General features: G+C 49.4%; 5 protein-coding genes. 4 read left to right on the forward strand and 1 reads right to left on the reverse strand.

Features of this window, described 5'->3' with window-relative positions; all coding sequences use genetic code 11:
- The coding region (locus NZ772_16425; protein ID MCS6815141.1) for a single-stranded-DNA-specific exonuclease RecJ at positions 1–268 on the reverse strand (268 nt) is incomplete at its 3' end.
- A gap of 147 nt (positions 269–415) precedes the next feature.
- Between NZ772_16425 and NZ772_16430 the strand changes: the two genes are divergently transcribed.
- From NZ772_16430 to rsmB, 4 genes are all read left to right on the forward strand, one after another.
- The gene (locus tag NZ772_16430) at positions 416–1,048 is read left to right on the forward strand and encodes a hypothetical protein (protein ID MCS6815142.1); all 633 of its coding nucleotides are present in this window, start codon (positions 416–418) and stop codon (positions 1,046–1,048) included.
- A gap of 349 nt (positions 1,049–1,397) precedes the next feature.
- On the forward strand, positions 1,398–1,589 hold the full coding sequence (locus tag NZ772_16435; GenBank protein ID MCS6815143.1) for an NblA/ycf18 family protein: 192 nt from the start codon (positions 1,398–1,400) through the stop codon (positions 1,587–1,589).
- Between the two features lie 63 nt (positions 1,590–1,652).
- Complete coding sequence (locus tag NZ772_16440; GenBank protein MCS6815144.1) at positions 1,653–1,829, forward strand: NblA/ycf18 family protein; 177 nt, start codon at positions 1,653–1,655, stop codon at positions 1,827–1,829.
- Between the two features lie 272 nt (positions 1,830–2,101).
- Positions 2,102–3,081 (forward strand): 16S rRNA (cytosine(967)-C(5))-methyltransferase RsmB (gene rsmB, locus NZ772_16445; GenBank protein ID MCS6815145.1); only part of this gene is annotated, 980 nt, incomplete at its 3' end.

The following is a 3,081-nucleotide window of genomic DNA, read 5'->3' on the forward strand; positions in this document are numbered from 1 at the left end:
CATAGTCACCACAGATAGCAATTTTGTGGCGGAGCACGATCGCCTGTTGCAGTAACTCCAAGCTAGTCGCCAGATCAGAAAACGCTTCCAGCGGTGACGGCAATGCGTCTGAATCTGGATCCAAAAATGCTTGCATCTGTTCAGAGGTCTGTAACCCTCGATTGAGCAGCACCTGAGTAATTAAGGGTGAAAGTTGGGTGATGTGGGCAAGCTCAGCAGCTCGCTCTGGTTGAGCGGGTGCAATTTGCCAGCGTTGATTCGGCAACATGACATACAATGCATCAATTACTGTATAACCTAGCAGGTGTTAGGAAAAATGAGGAGTACCTATGAACGCTAGGTGCCAGTGTTCAACCGCAGGCATTTAGCCGTAGGTAATCTCTACCTGTAAGCCATGACTAGCTACTGATCCCCAATGCCCACTGTTATTGACTTGCTGATTCTGATTGTCTATGTCACCTGCGTGGTCTATGTCATCGACCAAGCAATCAAATCCTTAGACAAGCAGTTTATGGTGGTCACCGATCAGGCGTTGATTACCCAACAGTTGCAGCAATACAACTTTCAAGACATTGTGACCCTGAAATTTGGGTTTAAGCGCCGCTATAACTACGACGGCCTGAAGGATATTGCCATCACTATTCAAAACAAGTCCGATCGCCATATGGTTTATGTAGACTGGGATCGCAGCGCCCTTGCTGATCCGAGTGGGCGATCGCGGCGGGTCATTCGCATTTCTACCGATCTCAGCCCGGATCTGTGGCGGGTACAGCCATTCAGTGCTGTAGATTCGGGCAAATCCCTGCAAGAAACTATCACTGCTGAAGATATCCTAAAGCGCAAAGCTGACGGCAGCGGCTACGAAATCAGTAAGGTGCTGATCAATCCTGCCAAACTAGATGTGGGGAGTAAGGTAACCTTCTCGTTGCGATTAGCCCTACGAGCGATTGAATACACACCTACGGCTACGGAATACCGGGCATTCGTCCTTTGTCCCTTCACATTGATTAAGCTGCCTTGGACGGCCTTCTTCCCCTGGAACAAATAACTACAGGAGACGTTAACATCCAAAACATTCTGGAATTGCGCGATTTATGAGAAACTAGCGTACTTTTGTCAAATGTTTTTAATATTAGTTAACATATTGGATGAGGCAAGATATAGAGCCTTTTCTGCCAGTTAGCCTAGGGGCAAGCCTGAAAAACTGTAATCCATGAAACATTACATTTTGTGTCATTAGTGTTTCTTGGATAGCAATTATTCGGTGTGGCTTCGCTAGCCCTTGAATAAAGGATGCTACGAGCCTGCGCGGTGTTGAATAGTTTGACGGCAAGAACCGGGCAATCTATTAGCACCAATGCCTGAATGTACGTGGTCGTCGTTTATGGAGAACAACTATGGATCCATCATCATTTGACCTCACCCTAGAGCAGCAATTTCGGATGCGCCTAATGGAGGAATCTGCCCATGGCATGAGTCGCGAACAAGCGGCAGAGTTGCTGCTAGAGGTGTCACGATTGCTGATGATAAAAGATAACGTGATTCGAGATTTGGTGAAGAAAATTGCTCCCCGTAACATCCTGTTGTAGGGAATACGCAGGTGTTACTAGGAGCACTGCTGGCGATAATCATTACCCTAAGGAGAGTACCCTATGGATTTTAGTTCACTAGACTTAACGCTGGAACAACAGTTTGAATTGCGCAAGGTTCAGGACTCTATCAAAGAGGCCGATCGTGAGCAAGTTGTAGAATTATTGCTGTCTGCTTCACAGTTACTTATGCTAAAAGACAACGTGATTAAAGACCTGATTCGGCAAGTAACAGGCTAGTTTATGCACTAGCAACTATTGGGGGACGGCGCTCTCCATCTCTTGCTTGGTTCTTTACGGAAAGGAGGCAGGGGATGCTGGGAACGTCACTTCCGCAAGATCTAGTTGAGGATTCACCTATTGCAATTGCTCCTCCACAATGGCTGACTCGACACACTACAGCCAGTTTGCACCCCACCCTGACCAGACTTTTATTCATTGGCAACAACTAACCTGATAATGGTGCCAAGATCATTCTTGCTGACATTGCCGCAAGCACTGAGTAGATTTCCTTGAGTGGACAAGCCAGACAATTAGCCCTAGCGACGCTGCGCTCGATTACCCGCGGGGCCTTTGCTGATGCTGCTCTCGACCAGACCCTACAACGTGCCAACCTGTCAGTGGCCGATCGTTCCCTTGTTACTGAGTTAGTGTATGGCATCGTTCGTCGGCAGCGCACCCTAGATGCCCTGATAGATCAACTGGCAACTAAGCCTGCCCACCAGCAACCCCTAGATTTGCGGTTAATCTTGCATCTAGGACTGTATCAATTGCGGTATCTCAGCCATGTGCCACCCTCAGCAGCAGTCGATACTAGCGTTGAGCTAGCCCGGCAACAGGGGTTAACTGGCCTTACAGGTGTCGTTAACGGCATTCTGCGTGCCTATCTGCGCCAGTGTGCAACCACGGATCCACTACGCTTACCAGATACAGTTGTGGCTCGGTTAGGCATTCTCCATAGTTATCCAGACTGGATTGTGCAAACGTGGCTAGAGCAGTTCGGGCCAGTGGAAACAGAATTGCTGTGTCAATGGTTTAACCAACCACCAACGATCGATCTGCGCGTGAACCTGCTGCGAACCACTGTAGAGGAGGTAATAGCAGCTATGCAGGCGATCGGGATCACCGCCCAACCCTTGCCTTCCTTGCCCCAAGGATTGCGACTAACCGCCCCTGTAGGATCGGTGCAACACCTACCAGGATTTGCTGAGGGCTGGTGGATGGTGCAAGATAGCAGCGCCCAACTGGTGAGCCAGATTGTCAATCCCCAACCGGGTGAGGTTGTGATCGATGCCTGTGCTGCGCCTGGAGGCAAAACAACCCATCTAGCTGAGTTAATGGCTGATCAGGGAACTGTCTGGGCCTGCGATCGCAGTCCCCAGCGGTTGAAAAAAGTGCAGCAGAATGCTGATCGCTTACAGTTGCGATCAATCCGCACCTGTGTTGGGGATAGTCGAGCGTTGCCGCAGTTTGTGGGTATGGGCGATCGGGT

The sequence above is a fragment of the Cyanobacteriota bacterium genome, from assembly GCA_025054735.1.
Taxonomy (GTDB): domain Bacteria; phylum Cyanobacteriota; class Cyanobacteriia; order SKYG9; family SKYG9; genus SKYG9.